This window comes from Micromonospora noduli, from assembly GCF_003264365.1.
GTDB lineage: Bacteria > Actinomycetota > Actinomycetes > Mycobacteriales > Micromonosporaceae > Micromonospora > Micromonospora noduli.
Map to the genome: position 1 here is coordinate 120,206 of NZ_PYAK01000006.1, position 17,475 is coordinate 137,680.

Genomic DNA, 17,475 nt, shown 5'->3' on the forward strand with positions numbered 1-17,475 from the left:
GGGTCAGTGCCGCTGGACCGCGGACCGGGCGAACCACGGGGTGAGCCACGGGGTGAGCGCGACGAGACCGACGGCGAGGGCGGTGATGACGGCCTGCCCGATCCGGCCCGGGGTGACGCCGCCCGCCGGGTCCAGCACGTAGTTGGCGTACCCGTTCGCGGTCGCGTCCGTCACCAGCACCGCGCAGCCCAGCACGAGCCCCTGCACCCGTCGAGCGGCCAACAGCAACGCCGCCAACGGGTCCCACAGCGTCAGGGACGTGAAGTACAACGTCAGCCACCCGGGCAGGTCGAGCTGCGGGCCGAACTGGGGCAGGAGCAACTGCACCACGTGCACCGCGGTGCCGTAGGCGAAGACCAGCACGGCGACAGCCACCACGCACCGGACCGCGAGCGGCACACCACGCCATCGACCGGTGCTCATCCGGCCATGGTGCCTCAGCCGGGCGAGCGTTCCGTCAGAGCGGGCCGGGGAACGTCTGCTCCATCGGCATCGGCACCTGGAGGTAGGTGGTGCCACGCATGTCCAGCCAGGCCCGGTCCGGCCCGCGCACCAGACGCACCATCACCTCCTCACAGGAGGGGCAGCGGGCGACGAGGCCCGGGGCGTGCGAGTAGACGTGCAGGCTGGCCATCGAGCCGGTCGTCCCGCAGTTCTCACAGCGGCCCATCGCGCTGCTCAGGTCGACGGTGAACAGCTCACGCATCGGGCCGTCGAGCATGTTGCCGTCCAGGTACGACATCTCGGTCATCGAATCTCCTCGACACTGCGTGAGTGAGCGGGTGGTCAGCCGGTGGGGCCGAAGCGTTCGGTCTTGACCCGGCGCGACGGGTGACCCAGCCCTACCAGCAGGTCGGCCACGGTCTCCACGAACGCGGTCGGTCCGCAGACGTAGGTGAGTGGTTCCAGGTCCGGTGGCCACCCGTGCGTGTTGACGTCGGCGAGCCCGATCCGGTGCGGCTCACCGCGCCAGCCCTCGGGCGCCTCACGGGTGTAGACGTACGCGACGTCCAGCCCGAAGTCGTCGCGGACCCGGCGGCGCAGTTCGTCGGCGTAGATCACGTCACCGGGGGTGCGCACCGAGTAGATAAGCCGGAACGGCGCCTTGCTGCCCACCGCCCGCCGCGCCCGGATCATCGCCATCAGCGGCACCACGCCGGAGCCGCCGGCGACCATTTGCACCGGCGCGGTCTCCTCGGGCCGCCAGATGAACCAGCCACCGAGCGGTCCGCGTACCTCGATCGGGTCGTCGGCCCCGAAGACATCGATGAGGTACGGCGACACCTCGCCGTCGTGCACCCGCTGCACTGTCACCTCGATGCGCGGCCCTCCCGGCCCGTCCACGGCCGGCCCGGCGATCGAGTACGACCGGGCCGCCTGGTAACCGTCCGGGGCGGTGAGCCGCAGGTCGACGTGCTGCCCGGGCAGGTGCCCCGGCCACTCCGGCACCTCCAGCACCAGGGTCTGCGCGGTCGGTGTCTCCACCCGGCGCTCCACCAGCCGGCCGACCTGCCAACGGTTGGGCGTACGGCGCTGGGTGCTCGTCGCCACGGCGCGCTCAGTCACCCTGGTACCGCTGTTCGCGCCACGGGTCGCCGTAGTCGTGGTACCCGGCGGTCTCCCAGAACCCTGGCTCGTCCATCGTCTTGAGCCGGAGGCCGCGCACCCACTTTGCGGACTTCCAGAAGTACAGGTGCGGCACCAGCAGTCGCGCCGGCCCGCCGTGCTCGGCGGGCAGCGGTGCGCCGTCGAAGGTGTGCACCACCCAGGCCTGGCCGCCGCGCAGGTCGTCGAGCGGCAGGTTGGTGGTGTACCCGCCGTAGGAGTGCGCCAGCGCGAAGTGCGCCCCCGTGTCGACGCCGGCGAGCAGCGTGTCCAGTGAGACGCCCTGCCAGTTGGTGCCGAGCTTGGACCAGCGGGTGACGCAGTGGATGTCCACCATCGGCGTCTCCTGCGGCAGGGCCATCAGCTCCTGCCACGACCACCGGTGGTCGCTGCCGTTCTCGGTGGAGATGACGAACTCCCAGGTGTCCAGTGACACCCGGGGCGTCGGGCCGGCCGAGAGCACCGGAAAGTCCTCGGTCAGATACTGGCCGGGTGGCAGGGCCGGCTCCTGCGTTCGGGGCCGACCCTGAAAGCCCGGTGACACGATTCCCATTGCACAGTCGTACCACCCGCGCCGGTGGGGGCGGGAGCTTTCCCGCGTACCCCGTCGTCAGTCGGCGCGGCGCGGTCAGTGCCGCTCCGCGACGACCTTGCGGTCCTCGGGCAGGTCGCCGCCCCGGGTGGCGCGCAGGCTGGTCACCGTGACCACCACCAGCACACCGATGATCACGCCCAGCGAGGCCAGGGTGGGGATCTGCGGCACGCTGTCCCAGATGCCGTGCGCCCAGTGCAGACCCAGCTTGAGGCCGATGAACGCCAGGATGATGGCCAGGCCGTAGCTGAGGTGCACCAGCCGGCTCAGCGCCGCGTGCAGGACGAAGTAGAGCGCCCGCAGGCCGAGCAGGGCGAACGCATTGGTGGCGAACACCAGGTACGGGTCCTCGGTGATGCCGTAGACCGCCGGCACCGAGTCGACCGCGAAGACGACGTCGGTGGCCAGCACCGCGACCACCACGAGGGCGAACGGCGTGAGTGCCCGCTTCGCGCCCTGCCGGACGGTCATCTTGGTGCCGTGGTAGTCGTCGACCACCGGCATGACCTTGCGCAGCAGCTTCACCGAACGCATCTTGTTGATGTCGACTTCCTGCTGATGCCCGGACATGGCATCGCGCAGCAGCTTCACCGCGGTGGCGATGAGGATGATCGCGAAGAGCAGGAAGGCGAAGTCGAGGGTCTGCAACGCCGCCGCGCCGAGGGCGATGAAGACGGCCCGCAGCACCAGCGCGCCGGCGATGCCGTAGAGCAGCACCCGCTGGGCGAGCACAGCCGGCACCGCGAACGCCGCCAACAGCAACATGAAGACGAAGAGGTTGTCGACCGAGAGCGACTTTTCCACCAGGTAACCGGTCAGGTATTCAACGCCCTGCTGGGAGCCGAAGCGGGACCAGATCCAGCCGCCGAACGCCAGCGGCAGCGCTATGTAGAACGCCGACCAGCCGATGGCCTCCCGCATGGACACCTCGTGCGGGCGACGGGTGACCAGGAAGTCCAGCACGAGCAGCAGGAGGACCCCGATGATGGTGACCGCCCACAGCGTGGGCGTGCCCACCGACGACAGGTCACTGGCGGCGGACAGATACGACACTTGGCTCATGTGGGGTCTCCTCGAACACCGTCATGTTCGAGGTCTCCTTCACCCACCACCTGGTGGGCAACCACCCGAGGCGCGCCGGGCGCGCCGTACTGACCGGAATGGTTCGTGGGAAGTACTCCCCTCGCACGACAAGGTTAGGCCAGGCGCAATCGCCACGCCAAGCGGGACATCGATGGTTGCCCTGGTAAACCGCTGTGTGTGCGTGGTACGAGCGCTGTCAGCCGCGGCGCAACGTCGCGCCCGGGGCCATCGCCTGCTCGATCAAGCCCCGATAGTCACGTGGCAGTTGGGTCACCACGTCATCGAACTCACCGCCGGTGATCGCCTCGCGCAGGGTGGTGAAGACCGCCCGACTGGCGTCCTCGGCGGCGGCCTCCCGCACACCGGCGCGCAACGCGACCCGGGCGACGAACTCCGCCGCGCCGAACCGGTCCGCCTGCTCGGTGCTCGGGCTCGGTTTGAGCACGAGTTGCAGCGGTTGGGGCAACTGGGCGGCCAGGTCCAGGACCTCACCGCCGGTCAACCGCTCGGCGAACGTCTCCAACACGGCCCGGGTCAGCTCGACCGCCCGCTCGGACGACGTGGCGGTGCGCTGGGAAACCTGGTCGATGAAGGTGTCGTAGTTCATCGCGTACTCCCTTGGGCTCGCGTTCGGCGTCTGCGGGTACCCGCGGCGGCCGAGGAGAAACGGCGCCGGTTTCCTCCGCCGGGCGGGCGTGACCGGCCGGCGGGCGGGTAACCGCCGCCGGTCGTCACCACATCGATGCCCGAGGGAGCCCACGCCATGGCGAGCTACGCCGACGTCCTGCAGTACCTGTCGAGCCTGGACTACCCGGCCGAGAAGGACGACGTGGTCCGCGAGGCCGAACGGGAGGGTGCCCCGCCGGACGTGTTGAAGGCGCTGCGCGCCCTGCCGCCGGTCGACTACGCCAACGGGACCGAGGTGGCCCGGTCGGCCGGGATCGAGGCGGCGCCCGAGGTCGGCCCCGCCCAGCGGGCCGAGCAGGCCCGGGACAAGCACAACCGGGTCTCGCAGCACCTGCGCGGCATCTGACCCGGCGGTGGCGCCCACCACCCCGGCCCGGGAGCGTCCCGAATGACCCAGACCGGCCCCGACCGGCCAGCGGACGTGCGTTTCCCGGCTGCGAAGCAGCTCGCCGTGGTGGCGGTGGTCGGCGTCATCGCCGGCTGCGTCTTCGCGCTGCTGCTGCCACTGCCGCTCGCCGCGCTGGCCGGCTGGGACGTGGGCGCGCTGAGCTGGCTCGTGCTGGTCTGGCACAAGATCTGGCCGATGGACGCCGAGCGGACCGCTCGACTGGCCGTCCACGAGGACCCGAACCGGGCGATCCGGGACGTCCTGCTGCTCGTCGCCTGCCTGGCCAGTCTGCTGGCTGTCGGGTTGGTGGTGGCCAGCGCGCAGAGCGCGCCCCCCGGGATCGCCCGGGAGCTGCACAGCGGCGTGGGCGTGCTCAGCGTGGTGCTCTCCTGGTTCGTGGTGCACACCGTGTTCGCCGCCCGGTACGCCCGGATCTACTACACCGGCCCGGACGGCGGGGTGAACTTCAACCAACCCGAACCGCCGCGCTACTCCGACTTCGCGTACGTCGCGTTCACCATCGGGACGACGTTCCAGGTCTCCGACACCAACCTGACCAGCAACGAGATGCGTCGTACGGTACTGCGCCACTCGATGGTGTCGTACCTGTTCGGCGCGTTCATCATCGCCGTGACCGTGAACCTGCTGGCGGGTCTGGCGCGGTGAGAGGGACTTCTCAGCCGGCCGCGCGGTCCCCCGGAGCGTGACACGGGGCGGGGCCGATCGAAGGGCCGGGACAGGCGGGCGCCCCTGGTCACGAACCGCGACCCAGGGCGCCACGCAAGCCTGCCCAGGCGGTGAACCGCATCCGAACCGGTCGCGGTCACCAGGCGGTGGAGGCCCGCCCGAACCGAGCGGCCAGCACTGCCGGGTCCAACCATACGGCAGAACATCCTCCGTTTGGTCAGAATTTGAGGAAGTGTGGGCCAGGGCACGTCACGGCCGACCGGTCACCTCCGCGTACCGATGCTCAAGGTCAACCCGGGCCAACGCCCCGACCAGCCAGGCCAACTGCTCGGACTCGCCAGTGGCCAGGCCGGCCAGGTCGTCCGCCGACCTGCCCAGCCCGAGCCGGCGCGCGGCAGCCAGCGCCCGCCGGTCGGCGACCGGGGCCACCTCCCGCCACAACGCCTGCGCCTCGCGGAGAAACAGGTCGACGACCTGATCGTCCACGCCCGGAAGCTCGGCCAGCAGCGCCCGCTCCCGGACCGGGTCGTGGTGCGCCACAGCCCGCAACCGGCGCAGATCACCCCGGTACCGCTCGACCACCGTCCGAGCCAGGTCACCCAGCACAGCGGCCAGCGCGTCCACGTCACCGCGCTGGCCGCTGGCGCGCAGCACCCGGACCCGGTCCTCGTGCAGCGAACGCGCCAGCCGGGCCGCGCTGTCCCACCCCTCGTCGCGCACCGCCCGCGCCCCGTCCAACGCCCGCCGGAAGTCACCACGACGGGCCAGCAGCACCGACAGGTACAGCACCTGGAACAGGCTCGCCGGGTTGTTGGTCACCCGGAACCCGTACTGCTCGGCGAAGCCCCGGCCGCTACCGGCGAGCCGGCGCGCCAGACGCTTACGGTCCTCCACAGGAGTGATCAAACTGGTCGCCATGCCGGCGACTACCCGCGCCACCGGGGGTCACACCGGCCGCACGTGCCCGTCACCCGTGCAGGCCGCCGGTGCGGTCGCGGGCCTTGAGGCGGGTCGTGGGCAGAGCGGGCGCCGGCAGCGGCGGTGCCGAATCCTCGGCGACCACACCGAAGCGCCCGTCGCCGGCCATCCAGTCCTCCCGGGCGGCGGCGATCTCCTCGTGCGACCGGCCCACGAAGTTCCACCACATCACCAACGGCTCCTCGAACGGCGTACCGCCCAACAGCAGCAACCGGGCCCCGGCCCCGCCACGCACTGTCAGCTCCCGGCGGCCCGAGCCCAGATACAGCAGCGCCCCCGGCTCGAACCCGACCCCGGCCGCCTCCGCGGACCCGGACATCGCCAGCACGGCGTACTCGAAATCCGGCCGCAACGCCATCGTCGCCGGCGCCTCGCCGCCCAACTCCAGCTGCACCCCCACCAGCGGGGTGTGCACCACCGCCGGTGACCGCTCCCCGGCGAACTCGCCGACCAGCACTGTGACGTCCAGATCGCCGTCCCGCCAGCGCGGCAGGTCGGCGTGGTGCGCGAAGTCGGCCGCTCCGGCCCGCGCCGGGTCCGGCAGAGCCACCCAGAGCTGCACACCGTGCATCACCGGCGGATGAGTGGCCGGCGAACGCTCCGAGTGGGCGATACCGTTCCCGGAGGTCATCACGTTTAGCTGGCCGGGCACGATCGGCTGCACGTTGCCGAGGCTGTCCCGGTGCAGAATCTCGCCGTCGAGCAGCCAGGTCACCGTCTGCAGCCCGGTGTGCGGGTGCGGCGGCACCTCCATACCGGGCCGCTGCGCCACATCGTCCGGGCCGAAATGATCCACGAAACACCACGCGCCGACCATCCGGCGGGCGCGCTGCGGAAGCAGCCGCCGCACCGTGGTGTACCGACCCAACGGCACGTCGTGGCCGGGCAACAACACACTGCCGGGATCGACGTCGGCCACGCCAGGCGGTCGGGTCTGCGCCAGCATTGATTCAGTACGCTCCACCGCCCGACTGTACGCGCACGCCCATTCGCGACCGCGGTGCTTCCAACCAGGGTGGCCGGGGTTCACCAGCTCGTGGCTGTGGGGCTGGCCCGGCGTGGGTGGCTTCCGGTGCGGGTGGCGTCCGGTGCGGGCTGGCCCGGCGTGGGTTCACCGGTGGCTGGAGGAGACCAGCACGCTGTTGGCACCGGCGACCAGGTCCAGGTACAGGCGCTCCGCCGACCGGTCCCAACCCGGCGTACCCAGCACCGAGCCCGCGGCCACCCCATCCCAGCGGTCGTCGCGTACCACCACCGAGCCGGCACCGGCTCCCGCCCGAACCCGTACCGGTGTCTCCCCCGGGACCCGGACGTCGAGCTGGCTGGTCCCACCGGTGAGTCGTACGGTCAGGATGCTGGCGGGCTGGTCTGAGCGCGGGCCGGTGGGGTCGCCGGGGCGGGCAGGGGTGATCGGCGGCAGGAGAATCTCGGTACGGCTGGAACCACCGGCGAGCTCCACGCCCAGCAGCCGGGCCCGGGTCAGATCCAACACCTGACTGCTCACCCCGCCGACGAGGTGCAGACGCCAGGCGACCCGCTCGTTGAGCAACACCCGGACCGCCCGTGGCCCGCGCGTCCCGGACTCCACGAGGTCGAGCCGCACGGTCTCCCCCCGCACCGCCGGTCTGCCCGCCACACCCGAGCCGGCCGGGGTACTGATCCGGTACAGGTCATCGCCCAACTCGGCCACCCGCAGCTCGAACGAGGACAGCCCATCCGCGAGCACGAAGGTGCCCTCCTGCCGACCCGCCAGCGGCGCTGTCAAGGTTTGCTCGGCAGCAGCACCGGCACCACCGCGGCGACCCTCAGCCGCGTCCGGATCAGCGACGCCCCCCGGACGGGCGCCGTCATCGGGGCGAGTGCCGTGCGGGCGAGTGCCGTCCGGGCGAGTGCCGTCGGGTTGGCCGGAGTAGGTCATGCCGAGGTGGTCGGGATCGGCAACGATCACGGCCACCGCTACCGCTCCCAGGAGCAAGACGACGGCGGCAGCAGCCACCAACAGGCGAGCACCGGTGGACCACCGTCGCGGTGCGGCCTCACCGGACGGCTCCGACTCCGGTTCGCGATCCGCGCCGTACCCCACTGCGGCCATGCCTGTGTCCCTCCGCCGGTCCCCGTCCTGGGGTACGTACCCGCCGGCCGATCGGATCACTCGGCGCCGATCACGTCACTCCGCTACGTCGCCAACGTAGATCTTGGACAGTTTCCGTTCGCGCGGAACGGAAACTGTCCAAGATCTACAGACAACCACCGACCAGACGACGCCGCTTGCCTCCGCCAAGGACCTGTGAAGGGCGGCATCCCCCCAGCCCGGCGGCCAACGACCAACGACCAACGGTCCCACAGCGGGCGGCCCCACAGCCGGCGGCCGGCAGCCAGCAGCCACGGCCAGCAGCCAACGGCCCCGCAGCCACCGGCCAGGGGCCCCGCAGCGACCAACGAACGAGGACGGCGACTGGTGAATGGTGAACGTCGACCAGCGACCGGCTGGAGCAGAAAGGCCGCTGGCCGGCACCCCGGGTTGCGGGTGCCGGCCAGCGGTCGGTGTCGTGCGGTGGTGCTAGTGCGATGGTGCTGTGGTGCGGGTCAGCTGTTCCAGTACTGGCCGACCAGGTCGGCGGCCTGCTGCTCCCACTGGGCGTAGGCGTCCGGGTACGCCGACACCTGCACCGTCTGCGCGGCGTCGGTCAGCGGCATGTCCTGCCACCCGTCAACCTGCTTCAGGCCCTTGAGGAACGCGGACGTCGAGTACTCCGGGTTCGTGATCTGCTCCGGCGTACCCCAACCCGAGCTCGGGCGCTGCTGGAACAGGCCCAGCGAGTCGTGGTCGTTCATGTCGCCCAGGTGGCCCAGGTTCTCCAGCTTCGACTCCTGCAGGCTCGTCGCGATCGAGATGACCGCGGCCCGCTCCGGCAGACCGGCCTTCTTCGTGGCGGCGATGATCGCCTTCACGTTCGCGGTCTGCTCGTCGTTCAGGGTGATCCGGGACTGCTCGCCCTCGGTGCCGTGCGGGATCAGCTTGCTGGTGTCGGGCTTGTCGGCCTGCACCGCTACCGCGACGGGCTTGGCGTCGACCGGGTTGGCCACGTGGGCGATCGGACCGGCGAAGACACCACCGGCGAACGCGAGACCAGCAACAGACAGCATGCTCTTACGGAAGATCGTGTTCATGAGGGGTAGCTCCTTCGGGGGTAGAACACCCGCACCGCCAAAGGGGGGCGGCGGTGATGGGTGTGAGCACCTCGTCCGGCGCTGCACAAACAAAGGGGAAAAAGTTTGGGGGGTGGCGCCCGTGTTGGGCGCCGGGCGGCGACCTGCGAGCGGGGGGCTCGTGGCGCCGGGTCCCTGTGTAACGACCCGGGGGCCAGGGTCATTCCGGGGGTGGCCCATCCATCGGCACCCTCATCGTGGCGGTGCCCGTCGGTCGTTCGCTGGGGGTTGTAACGACCGGGGGGCCGGGGTCATTCCGGGGTTGGCCCACCCGTCGGCACCCTCATCAAGGCGGTGCCCGCGGTCGTTCGTGGGGACTGCAACGACCGGGCGCGGGCTGGCATTCCGTCCTGCGCGACAAGCCCCCAGGGGTCGGGCGGCGGGTCGGTGGTACTGCGATCGTCAGGGTATGTAACGACCCCGACCCGGCCATGATTCCAGCCTGCGGGTGCGCCCGGTCACCACCCACAAACCCCCACCAACGGACAAATAACCCACGCGACGCAGGGCCGAACCGGGCCTCGCCGGATGATCCACTCGGGTTCACGGAAGTCGGGGCATCCGGGACTCCGGGACACCGCGACATCAAGGAACCCGAGTCGATCACGAATGAAACGACCGGCCCACAACAGCCAATGCCGTCAACGTTCACGCACCGGTTGGCCGGCGGGAAGGGTGGACGGAGGTGAGCGGACGCTACGGGCGGTTATTGGCCTGTCAGGCGGGAGCGCACCTTTTCGGCGCAGGCGTCCAGTGCCGTCTGCGCGTCCAGCCCGAGGCTTTCGATGGCCACCAACGCGGTGAAGGCGACGTCGGCCAACTCCGCCGCGACGTTCTCGCGGGTGTGGGTGACACCCTTGCGCGGATTCTGCCCGAGCAGACCGATCCAGGCAGCCGAGGCCTCTCCCGCCTCCTCGGTGAGCTTGAGGATGCGGCAGGTCAGCTCGGTCTGCCCGGTGCCGTTCGCCGCGTCCAGCCAGCCGCGTGACGCTCGGGCCGCCGCCCAGATCGACTCGTCCACGACGACCAGTCAACCCGATCGGTCCACCGGCCCGAACGACCGGGTACGGCTGGACAATCGTGTTGACCGGCGGATCAGCGAACCCATTGACACTGGTCGACGGCGGTTCTAGGTTCAGGACGCTACCGGCCGGTAGGCAACCGTCCCGCTGGTCGCCCCCGGGCGACAACCGTCCGATGGGGAGCATCGATGCTGTCCACACCCGTTCGTACCCTCCGCCGCCTGCTCGCCGCCGCTGCGACGCTGACCCTCGCGGTCGGACTGGCCGGTGCCGCGCCGGCCAGCGCCACCGGTCGTGACGCGAGGGGCGGCGAGCCGCTGCCCGGCTACACCATCGAGAATCCGCCGTTGGCGCCGCTGGTCGTGGGCGGCAAGCCGACGACGGTACGCCAGGGCGTGCACCGCCACGCCGGGTACATCATCGAGGTCCCCGCCCGGTGGAACGGCGACCTGGTGGTGTGGGCGCACGGCTACCGCGGCCAGGGCACTGTGCTCTCGCCGGAACCGCCGGCGTTCGGGCTGCGCCAGCGCCTGCTGGAGCAGGGGTACGCCTGGGCGTCGTCCTCGTACGACCGCAACGGCTTCGACATCCGCTCCGGGGTGCTGGGGACGAAGGATCTCGCCGACCACTTCGGGCGGACGGTCCGCCGGCCGCAGCACACGTACGTCGCCGGGGTGTCGATGGGCGGGTACGTCATCGGGCGTTCACTTGAGCAGTACCCCGGCTTCTACGACGGCGCGTTGCCGATGTGCGGTGTGCTCGGTGATCAGACGCTCCTCGACTTCTACCTGGACTACAACCTGGTCGCTCAGGCGCTCGCCGGGGTGCCGGCCTATCCCACGCCGGCTGACTATCTGACCAACGCGGTGCCCCGCATCCAGGTGGAGCTCGGCCTGGCCGGGCTGACCCCCACCGGGCCGGACACCACCACCGAGCGGGGCAAGCAGCTGCGGGCGATCACGGTGAACCGTTCGGGCGGGCCGCGTCCGGGAGCCGACGCCGCGTTCGCGGTCTGGAAGGACTTCCTCTTCTCCATCAGCGTGCCCACCGGGAGCGGCAACTCCCCAGCCCAGCGGCCCGGTCAGCTGTCCACCAACCTGCTCACCCGCTACACCCCGAACAGCCCGGTGAACGTCAACGCGACAGTGCAGCGGGTCGCCCCGGAGAGCCTGCGGCAGCGGCTCCTGCCGACGCTGACCGAGGTGCCGCGGATCGCCGGCCGCCCGACCGCGCCGGTGCTCAGCCTGCACGGCCTCGGCGACCTGTTCGTACCGTTCAGCATGGAGCAGGCGTACGCCACCGACGTGGCGCGGCACGGTCGCAGCAGGCTGGTGGTTCAGCGGGCGATCCGGGCCACGCAGCACTGCGAGTTCACCCCGGCGGAGGCCGGCGCCGCCTGGGACGACCTGGTGTCCTGGGTACGCACCGGCAAGCGCCCGGCCGGCGACACCGTGACCGACCCGGCGGTGGTGGCCCGACCCGACTACGGCTGCCGGTTCAGCGACCGGGACGCGTACGCCGCCGGGGTCGGTACCCGCCGCCTCTACCCGGCCTGCTGAGGTACGCGGACACGAAGAACCGGCCGGCTCCCGTCGAAGGGAGCCGGCCGGTCTCGTGTGCGGGTGTCACCAGAGCTGCTGGACGATGTCCGCCGCCTGCTCCTCCCACTGCGCGTACGCGTACGGGAAGGCGGAGACCTGCACGGTCTGCGCGGCGGTGGTCAGCGGCAGGTCCTGCCAGCCGCCGACGTTCTTGAGCGCGGAGAAGAACGCCGTGGCGGCGTACTCCGGGTCGGTGATCTGGTCGGGCGTGCCCCAACCGGACGACGGACGCTGCTGGAACAGGCCCTGCGAGTCGTGGTCGTTGTACGCGCCGAGGTGGCCGAGGTTGTACAGCTTCGACTCCTGCAGCGAGGTGGCGATGCCGATCACCGCGCCCCGGTCACCGACGCCGGTCTTCTTGGCGGCGTCGACGATGGCCCGGGCGTTGGCCAGCTGCGCGTCGTCGAGCGGTACGCGCGACTGCGCGCCCTCGATGCCGTGCGGGATCAGCTGGGCTCGACTCGGCTTGCCGGCCGGCGGCTTGCCGGTGGCGGAGCCGGTGGTCAGGCCCGACTCGACGGGCTGCTCATCCTGGCGTGCCGAGGTGGCGGCCTTGCCGGTGGCGAGGTCGATGGCGGCGACGGCGCCCTGGTGCGGTCCGGAGGTGACCGGGGCGGCGGCTGCGGTCGGCGCGAGCGCCAAACCGCCGAGGGCGGCAACACCCGCCACGCTCAGCGCGGTCTTGCGGTACGAGTCCTTAGCGATGGCGGGGAGCCATCGAGTGAAGTCGGCCTTCACGATGGTTGCCCTTTCGATCGTGCGAAGCGCTCCGGGGTGAACGCTCCTCGGGAGATGACCGCGGAAAAGGGTTTGGGCTCCGGCGGTACGGGGGACACAACCGGGTTCACCTGTCGGGCATTCCGGAATTGCCCGAGGCTCGGCCCGGTGCGGTCCCGGTCACGCGCAGAGTCGGACATGGCGGCCCTGCCGACATCAGGCCAGACATCCGTGACGCAGGGTGTTTTCGGAACTTAGGGGCAGACGGCGCGCCTACAGGTAAGCAGAGCAAAGGGGCAATGCAAGGCGATGGGGACTCAGCTGTCGCCGTCACCTTCGGGCTCCGCATCTCGCGTCCCGACGCCCTCGTCCGGAGTGAGGAGTTCCTGGAAGATGGTGATCTGGAGCCCGGCGGGGGCGTCGAGGCGGGAGTTGAGTGACTGCCACGGCGTACGGGTCGGCGGCGCGATCTCGCTCGCACCGGCGGCCACCAGTCGGGCGGTCGTCGCCTCGGTGTCGTCCACCTCGAAGGCCACCCGGATCCGCGGCGCGACCTGCCGACCCACCTCGACCTCGTCGATCAGGCGTTTCTGTGCGGGGTTGGCGATCTCCAGGGTGGCGCGGCCGGCGTCCAGGATCACCACCCGCGCATCCCCCTCGCCGCTGAACGCCGCCTCCTCCGGCAGGCCCAGCGCGTCGCGAAAGAACGCGACGGCGGCCTCGTGGTCGGTGGCCTCCACCACGAGGCGCAGCTGACGGACGGCGGGGGCGGGCGAGTCGGCGGCCATGAACGGGATCCTAGCGGCGCGACCGGGGCTAGGTTGGGACCGTCCAGGAGGGAGCGACGATGGTCGAGGCAGTGTGAGTGACGACGCGTACCTGCTGCACCCGGTCGGCCGGGTCGCCTCGTCGCTGACCGACGCGGCGAGCGCACCACGGCAGGGCGACGAGGGTGCGCCGACGGCGTGGCTGGTCTTCGACCCGCAGGTCGAGCGGGCCGTGCGTGACCTGCGGGTCGGCACGGAAATGCTGGTGCTGACCTGGTTGGACCATGCCCGGCGTGACGTGCTCGCGGTGCACCCACGCGGCGACGAGAACCGTCCGGAGACCGGGGTGTTCAGCACCCGCTCACCGCACCGGCCCAACCCGATCGGGCTGCACCGGGTGCGGGTCCTGGCGGTGGACGGGCTGCGCGTCGAGGTGGCCGACCTGGAGGCCCTCGACGGCACCCCGATCCTGGACGTCAAACCGGTGCTGGGCGCGGCCGACGAACGCTGAAGCCCGTCGACCACGCCAAAACACCAGCAGACCGTCGACCAATGCCGGCGCGTCAGCAGGCCGACACGTCAGCCTGATCCGAGACGCCCGCAGGGGTGTCAGTGGCCGCGGTCCAGCCACTCCTGCAGGTGCGGGGCCTCCGCGCCGATCGTCGTGTCGTCGCCGTGGCCGGTGTGCACGACCGTCTCCGCGGGAAGGGTCAGCAGGCAGGTGCGGATCGACCGGACGATGGTGTCGAAGTCGCTGTACGAGCGGCCCGTAGCGCCCGGGCCACCGGCGAAGAGCGTGTCGCCGGTGAACACCGCGCCCAGCTCCGGCGCGTGGAAGCTGCACGCGCCGGGGCTGTGCCCGGGTGTGTGCAGCACCCGCAGCGTGGTGCCGCCCACCTCGATGCTCTGCCCGTCGTGCAGCTCGCCGTTGGGCGGCAGGTGCGGGTGGACCATGTCCCAGAGAACCCGGTCGGCGGCGTGCAGCAGCACCGGCGCGCCGGTGGCCTCGGCCAGCTCGGGTGCCACCCGGACATGATCGTCGTGGGCGTGGGTGGCCAGAATCGCCCGGACCTGCCGGTCGCCCACCAGGGCGAGGATCGCCGCCACGTCGTGCGGCGCGTCCAGGACGACGCACTCGCGGTCGTCACCGATCACCCAGACGTTGTTGTCCACGTCGAAGGTCTGCCCGTCCAGGGAGAACGTGCCCGAGGTGACCGCGTGGTCGACGCGGGCGGTCACGGGAACACCACCACCGAGCGGAGCACGTCGCCGTGGTGCATCCGGTCGAAGGCGTTCTCGACCTGGTCGAGGGCGATCTCCTCGGTGACGAACGCGTCCAGGTCGAGCCGGCCCTGCAGGTACAGCTCGGTGAGCATCGGGAAGTCCCGGCTGGGCAGGCAGTCGCCGTACCAACTGGACTTGAGGGCGCCGCCACGTCCGAAGACGTCCAGCAGCGGCAGCTCGATCTGCATCTGCGGGGTCGGTACGCCGACCAGCACCACAGTGCCGGCCAGGTCGCGAGCGTAGAACGCCTGCTTCCACGTCTCCGGTCGGCCCACCGCGTCGATCACCACGTCGGCGCCGAAGCCACCGGTGGCGGCACGGATCGCCTCGACCGGGTCGGTCTCTGAGGCGTTCACGGTGTGCGTGGCACCGAACTTGCGGGCCCAGTCGAGCTTGCGGCTGTCCGTGTCCACCGCGACGATCGTGGTGGCGCCGGCGAGGAGCGCACCGGCGACCGCCGCGTCGCCGACGCCCCCGCAGCCGATCACCGCGACCGAGTCGCCCCGGGTGACGTTTCCGGTGTTCATCGCCGCACCCAGCCCGGCCATCACCCCGCAGCCCAGCAGACCCACGGCGGCGGGTCGGGCCGCCGGGTCGACCTTGGTGCACTGCCCGGCGTGCACCAGGGTCTTCTCGGCGAACGCGCCGATGCCCAGCGCCGGGGCGAGTTCGGTGCCGTCGGTGAGGGTCATCCGCTGGGTGGCGTTGTGGGTGTTGAAGCAGTACCAGGGCCGCCCCCGACGGCAGGCGCGGCAGACCCCGCAGACCGCCCGCCAGTTCAGCACCACGAAGTCCCCCGGGGCGACGTCGGTGACGCCCTCGCCGACCTGCTCCACGATGCCCGCCGCCTCGTGGCCGAGCAGGAACGGGTAGTCGTCGTTGATGCCACCCTCGCGGTAGTGCAGATCGGTATGGCAGACCCCGCACGACTGAATCCGGACGATCGCCTCACCGGGACCGGGATCGGGCACCACGATGGTGGTGACTTCGACCGGCGCGCCCTTGCTGCGGGAGATGACTCCCCGGACTTCCTGGCTCACTTCGCCTCCTGCTGGTGGTCTGCGGCAGGGGCCGGGCGCCGGGTGGGCGGGTGTGCCACGGGCTCGGCGGTGGGCCCCCGGCGAACCTACCGCGACCACCACGGCCAGCCCAGCCGGCCCGGCGGGTTATCGCGGGCGGTCCGGGGTACGCGGGCCGCATTCGACAACGGCCGACGGGAGTGACAATGAAATCCGCGCACCTGCCACTGCGGGTCAGTATCGGCGCGTACTTTCTCAACTCGGGTCTTGGCAAGCGCACTCTGGAGGGCACCGCCGCGGAGGGCTTGCACGGGATGGCGGTCGCCGCCATGCCCCAGCTCGGTCAGTTGGAGCCGGCGCGCTTCGCCAAGCTGCTGTCGTACTCGGAGATCGCCCTGGGGGCCGCGTTGATCGCGCCGTTCGTCCCGGCGCCCCTGGTCGGGCTCGGCCTGACCGCGTTCGGCGCGGGTCTGGTGCAGCTGTACCTGAAGACGCCGGGGATGCGCGAGCCCGGCAGCATCCGCCCGACCCAGCAGGGCGCGGGGCTGGCCAAGGACGTCTGGCTGGTCGGCGCGGGGCTGACCCTGGTGCTGGAGGGGCTGACCCACGGCCGTCGGCTCGGCTGACCGCGGGCGGCCGGAGAAGCTGCGGTGAGCCAGCCTCGGTCGGTGCGGCCGTTCTACCGGCCGATGCGGCCACGTCGTCGTGACGAGCCGCACCGGGCGGCCACGCCGCTGGAACTCTTCTTCGACCTGTGCTTCGTGGTGGCCGTGTCGCAGGCCGCCACCAACCTGCACCACGCCGTCTCCGAGGATCAGCTCGTCCACGCGCTGACCAGGTACCTGACGGTTTTCTTCGCGATCTGGTGGTCGTGGATGAACTTCACCTGGTTCGCCTCGGCCTACGACACCGACGACGACCTCTATCGGATCGCGACGCTGGTCCAGATCGCCGGCGCGTTGATCATCGCCGCCGGAGTGCCCCGGGCGTTCACCGACGGCGATTTCAGCGTCATCACGTACGGCTACGTGGTCATGCGGATCGCGCTCGTGGTGCAGTGGTGCCGGGCCGCCGCCGGTGACCCGGCGCACCGCCAGGCAGCCCGGCGGTACGCGATCGGCGTCACCGTCGTCCAGCTCGGTTGGCTGCTCCGGCTGGCCCTGCCGCCGAGTTGGGGGACCGGGGCGTTGCTGCTGCTGATCGTGGCCGACCTGCTGGTGCCGGCGGTGGCCGAGCGGCCGGGCATGACCCCCTGGCATCCGCGACACATCACCGAGCGGTACGGGCTGTTCACCCTGATCGTGCTCGGTGACGTGGTGCTGGCCACGTCGGTGGCCATCCAGACCGGGGTGGATGCCGGCGACCGCCAGCTCTGGTCGCTGGCGGCGGCGGCCACCGTGATCGTGTTCGCCCTGTGGTGGCTCTACTTCGATCGGCCCATCGAGGCGCCCGGCCGGCTGCCGTACTCGCTGGTCTGGGGCTACGGCCATTACCTGATCTTCGCGGCGGTAGCCGCGGTCGGCGCGGGTCTGAGCGTTTCGGTGGACCACGAGCGGCACCTGGCGCACATCTCGGGAAGGGTCGCCGGGTACGCGGTGGCCGTCCCGATCGCCGTCTTCCTGCTCACCGTCTGGGTGCTGCACGTACGTCGGCAGCAGCACGGCGCGGTGGTCGTCGCCTTCCCGGTCGTCGCGCTGCTGGCACTGCTCGCACCGCTCGGTCCGGCACCGGTGTACGCGATGGCGGCACTGCTGGTCGCCCTCGTGGCGTTGACCATCCTGTGGCGCCGCCGCGACGTGGGATCGAGCGCGACGGTGACCGACCCGGCCTGAGCC

The 17,475-nt window shown here is 71.2% G+C and carries 20 protein-coding genes and 2 pseudogenes; 6 read left to right on the forward strand and 16 right to left on the reverse strand.

Annotation, left to right across the window (positions count from 1 at the left end):
- Positions 1-3: 3 nt before the first annotated feature.
- The 6 genes from GUI43_RS07100 to GUI43_RS07125 all read right to left on the reverse strand — a co-directional run bounded on the left by GUI43_RS07100 (position 4) and on the right by GUI43_RS07125 (position 3,887).
- The gene (locus GUI43_RS07100; RefSeq protein ID WP_112698383.1) at positions 4-423 is read right to left on the reverse strand and encodes a hypothetical protein; all 420 of its coding nucleotides are present in this window, start codon (positions 421-423) and stop codon (positions 4-6) included.
- 34 nt (positions 424-457) lie between these two features.
- Positions 458-751: a DUF6510 family protein gene (locus GUI43_RS07105; protein ID WP_091408116.1), complete on the reverse strand. Its 294-nt coding sequence runs from the start codon at positions 749-751 to the stop codon at positions 458-460.
- A 35-nt stretch (positions 752-786) separates the two neighbouring features.
- On the reverse strand, positions 787-1,551 hold the full coding sequence (locus GUI43_RS07110) for a ferredoxin reductase (RefSeq protein WP_112698439.1): 765 nt from the start codon (positions 1,549-1,551) through the stop codon (positions 787-789).
- Positions 1,552-1,558: 7 nt separating this feature from the next.
- The gene (locus tag GUI43_RS07115) at positions 1,559-2,158 is read right to left on the reverse strand and encodes a sulfite oxidase-like oxidoreductase (RefSeq protein ID WP_112587644.1); all 600 of its coding nucleotides are present in this window, start codon (positions 2,156-2,158) and stop codon (positions 1,559-1,561) included.
- A gap of 75 nt (positions 2,159-2,233) precedes the next feature.
- Complete coding sequence (locus tag GUI43_RS07120; RefSeq protein ID WP_112698384.1) at positions 2,234-3,259, reverse strand: TerC/Alx family metal homeostasis membrane protein; 1,026 nt, start codon at positions 3,257-3,259, stop codon at positions 2,234-2,236.
- Positions 3,260-3,476: 217 nt separating this feature from the next.
- Complete coding sequence (locus GUI43_RS07125; protein ID WP_112587649.1) at positions 3,477-3,887, reverse strand: DUF2267 domain-containing protein; 411 nt, start codon at positions 3,885-3,887, stop codon at positions 3,477-3,479.
- A 156-nt stretch (positions 3,888-4,043) separates the two neighbouring features.
- Here GUI43_RS07125 and GUI43_RS07130 point away from each other — a divergent pair, with 156 nt between their 5' ends.
- Both GUI43_RS07130 and GUI43_RS07135 read left to right on the forward strand, forming a co-directional pair.
- Positions 4,044-4,313 carry a DUF2795 domain-containing protein gene (locus GUI43_RS07130; RefSeq protein WP_112587651.1) on the forward strand — a complete coding sequence of 90 codons (270 nt, stop codon included), beginning with the start codon at positions 4,044-4,046 and terminating at the stop codon, positions 4,311-4,313.
- Between the two features lie 42 nt (positions 4,314-4,355).
- Positions 4,356-5,021 (forward strand): DUF1345 domain-containing protein, encoded by a 666-nt coding sequence (locus GUI43_RS07135; RefSeq protein WP_112587653.1) that lies wholly within the window; start codon positions 4,356-4,358, stop codon positions 5,019-5,021.
- 270 nt (positions 5,022-5,291) lie between these two features.
- On the opposite strand, the gene GUI43_RS07140 is transcribed toward GUI43_RS07135, so the two are convergent.
- From GUI43_RS07140 to GUI43_RS07160, 5 genes are all read right to left on the reverse strand, one after another.
- Positions 5,292-5,960 carry a hypothetical protein gene (locus GUI43_RS07140; protein WP_112640477.1) on the reverse strand — a complete coding sequence of 223 codons (669 nt, stop codon included), beginning with the start codon at positions 5,958-5,960 and terminating at the stop codon, positions 5,292-5,294.
- Between the two features lie 49 nt (positions 5,961-6,009).
- Positions 6,010-6,984, reverse strand: a complete 975-nt coding sequence (locus GUI43_RS07145) for a pirin family protein (protein ID WP_112587655.1) — start codon at positions 6,982-6,984, stop codon at positions 6,010-6,012.
- 147 nt (positions 6,985-7,131) lie between these two features.
- Positions 7,132-8,112, reverse strand: coding sequence for a hypothetical protein (locus GUI43_RS07150; RefSeq protein ID WP_249037672.1), 981 nt, complete (start codon positions 8,110-8,112; stop codon positions 7,132-7,134).
- 494 nt (positions 8,113-8,606) lie between these two features.
- Complete coding sequence (locus GUI43_RS07155; RefSeq protein WP_112698385.1) at positions 8,607-9,191, reverse strand: hypothetical protein; 585 nt, start codon at positions 9,189-9,191, stop codon at positions 8,607-8,609.
- A gap of 745 nt (positions 9,192-9,936) precedes the next feature.
- Positions 9,937-10,251: a MazG-like family protein gene (locus GUI43_RS07160; protein ID WP_112587659.1), complete on the reverse strand. Its 315-nt coding sequence runs from the start codon at positions 10,249-10,251 to the stop codon at positions 9,937-9,939.
- Positions 10,252-10,440: 189 nt separating this feature from the next.
- Here GUI43_RS07160 and GUI43_RS07165 point away from each other — a divergent pair, with 189 nt between their 5' ends.
- Positions 10,441-11,811, forward strand: a complete 1,371-nt coding sequence (locus GUI43_RS07165; RefSeq protein WP_112698386.1) for an alpha/beta hydrolase family protein — start codon at positions 10,441-10,443, stop codon at positions 11,809-11,811.
- A gap of 66 nt (positions 11,812-11,877) precedes the next feature.
- Here the strand turns inward: GUI43_RS07165 and GUI43_RS35090 are convergent.
- The 3 genes and pseudogenes from GUI43_RS35090 to GUI43_RS07175 form a co-directional block, all read right to left on the reverse strand.
- Positions 11,878-12,318: pseudogene (locus GUI43_RS35090) on the reverse strand (hypothetical protein); the annotation flags it as partial.
- 80 nt (positions 12,319-12,398) lie between these two features.
- Positions 12,399-12,591: pseudogene (locus GUI43_RS35095) on the reverse strand (hypothetical protein); the annotation flags it as partial.
- A gap of 296 nt (positions 12,592-12,887) precedes the next feature.
- Complete coding sequence (locus GUI43_RS07175; protein WP_112587665.1) at positions 12,888-13,358, reverse strand: VOC family protein; 471 nt, start codon at positions 13,356-13,358, stop codon at positions 12,888-12,890.
- A gap of 73 nt (positions 13,359-13,431) precedes the next feature.
- On the opposite strand from GUI43_RS07175, the gene tsaA reads away from it, so the two are divergent.
- Positions 13,432-13,848 (forward strand): tRNA (N6-threonylcarbamoyladenosine(37)-N6)-methyltransferase TrmO, encoded by a 417-nt coding sequence (gene tsaA, locus GUI43_RS07180; RefSeq protein ID WP_249037673.1) that lies wholly within the window; start codon positions 13,432-13,434, stop codon positions 13,846-13,848.
- A 98-nt stretch (positions 13,849-13,946) separates the two neighbouring features.
- Here the strand turns inward: tsaA and GUI43_RS07185 are convergent, their stop codons facing one another.
- Both GUI43_RS07185 and GUI43_RS07190 read right to left on the reverse strand, forming a co-directional pair.
- On the reverse strand, positions 13,947-14,576 hold the full coding sequence (locus GUI43_RS07185) for an MBL fold metallo-hydrolase (RefSeq protein WP_091406551.1): 630 nt from the start codon (positions 14,574-14,576) through the stop codon (positions 13,947-13,949).
- On the reverse strand, positions 14,573-15,661 hold the full coding sequence (locus GUI43_RS07190; RefSeq protein WP_091406553.1) for an S-(hydroxymethyl)mycothiol dehydrogenase: 1,089 nt from the start codon (positions 15,659-15,661) through the stop codon (positions 14,573-14,575). The genes GUI43_RS07185 and GUI43_RS07190 overlap by 4 nt, the downstream gene beginning before the upstream one ends.
- A 185-nt stretch (positions 15,662-15,846) precedes the next feature.
- On the opposite strand from GUI43_RS07190, the gene GUI43_RS07195 reads away from it, so the two are divergent.
- Both GUI43_RS07195 and GUI43_RS07200 read left to right on the forward strand, forming a co-directional pair.
- Positions 15,847-16,266 carry a hypothetical protein gene (locus tag GUI43_RS07195; protein ID WP_112587669.1) on the forward strand — a complete coding sequence of 140 codons (420 nt, stop codon included), beginning with the start codon at positions 15,847-15,849 and terminating at the stop codon, positions 16,264-16,266.
- A 24-nt stretch (positions 16,267-16,290) separates the two neighbouring features.
- Complete coding sequence (locus GUI43_RS07200; protein ID WP_211326656.1) at positions 16,291-17,472, forward strand: low temperature requirement protein A; 1,182 nt, start codon at positions 16,291-16,293, stop codon at positions 17,470-17,472.
- The last annotated feature ends 3 nt before the right edge of the window (positions 17,473-17,475 follow it).

What these genes read in the sequence shown, in the direction of transcription:
- GUI43_RS07165 (WP_112698386.1), top strand. Translation starts at nt 10,441, where the DNA reads ATGCTGTCCACACCCGTTCGTACCCTCCGCCGCCTGCTCGCCGCCGCT.
- GUI43_RS07150 (WP_249037672.1), bottom strand. Translation starts at nt 8,112, where the DNA reads ATGGCCGCAGTGGGGTACGGCGCGGATCGCGAACCGGAGTCGGAGCCG.
- GUI43_RS07135 (WP_112587653.1), top strand. Translation starts at nt 4,356, where the DNA reads ATGACCCAGACCGGCCCCGACCGGCCAGCGGACGTGCGTTTCCCGGCT.
- GUI43_RS07155 (WP_112698385.1), bottom strand. Translation starts at nt 9,191, where the DNA reads ATGAACACGATCTTCCGTAAGAGCATGCTGTCTGTTGCTGGTCTCGCG.
- GUI43_RS07140 (WP_112640477.1), bottom strand. Translation starts at nt 5,960, where the DNA reads ATGGCGACCAGTTTGATCACTCCTGTGGAGGACCGTAAGCGTCTGGCG.
- GUI43_RS07100 (WP_112698383.1), bottom strand. Translation starts at nt 423, where the DNA reads ATGAGCACCGGTCGATGGCGTGGTGTGCCGCTCGCGGTCCGGTGCGTG.
- GUI43_RS07120 (WP_112698384.1), bottom strand. Translation starts at nt 3,259, where the DNA reads ATGAGCCAAGTGTCGTATCTGTCCGCCGCCAGTGACCTGTCGTCGGTG.
- GUI43_RS07130 (WP_112587651.1), top strand. Translation starts at nt 4,044, where the DNA reads ATGGCGAGCTACGCCGACGTCCTGCAGTACCTGTCGAGCCTGGACTAC.
- GUI43_RS07195 (WP_112587669.1), top strand. Translation starts at nt 15,847, where the DNA reads ATGAAATCCGCGCACCTGCCACTGCGGGTCAGTATCGGCGCGTACTTT.
- GUI43_RS07175 (WP_112587665.1), bottom strand. Translation starts at nt 13,358, where the DNA reads ATGGCCGCCGACTCGCCCGCCCCCGCCGTCCGTCAGCTGCGCCTCGTG.
- GUI43_RS07105 (WP_091408116.1), bottom strand. Translation starts at nt 751, where the DNA reads ATGACCGAGATGTCGTACCTGGACGGCAACATGCTCGACGGCCCGATG.
- GUI43_RS07125 (WP_112587649.1), bottom strand. Translation starts at nt 3,887, where the DNA reads ATGAACTACGACACCTTCATCGACCAGGTTTCCCAGCGCACCGCCACG.
- GUI43_RS07115 (WP_112587644.1), bottom strand. Translation starts at nt 2,158, where the DNA reads ATGGGAATCGTGTCACCGGGCTTTCAGGGTCGGCCCCGAACGCAGGAG.